Below are 255 nucleotides of genomic sequence, written 5' to 3'. Positions count from 1 at the left end.
CCTACACCGTGACGGCGGCGGATCTTGCCAATGGCAGCGCCGACATCACCATTCCAAGCTTGACAGCGGAAGGTAACTACAGCATCACCAGCAGCATTACGGATGCCGCTGGCAACAGCAGTGGTGAAAGCGCGCCAGTGACGTTTGATTTTGACGCCACCGCACCAACTGCGGCGCCAACACTTACCATCGCGGACGCCGCGGACGGCAGCGTGAGCGTGGCAGAGAACAGTGACGGCGTTGAAACGGTGGTGA

1 protein-coding gene is annotated in these 255 nt (G+C 60.4%); it reads left to right on the top strand.

What is annotated here, in order from left to right; translation table 11 throughout:
- On the top strand, nt 1-255 hold a 255-nt coding region (locus AACW06_RS20510), incomplete at both ends, for an Ig-like domain-containing protein (protein WP_192076418.1).

It is taken from the genome of Vibrio sp. S12_S33 (genome assembly GCF_963889785.1).
Taxonomy (GTDB): Bacteria; Pseudomonadota; Gammaproteobacteria; order Enterobacterales; family Vibrionaceae; genus Vibrio; species Vibrio aestuarianus.
The sequence above is the reverse complement of the archived record's forward strand: the minus strand, read 5'-3'. Positions and strand labels throughout refer to the sequence as shown.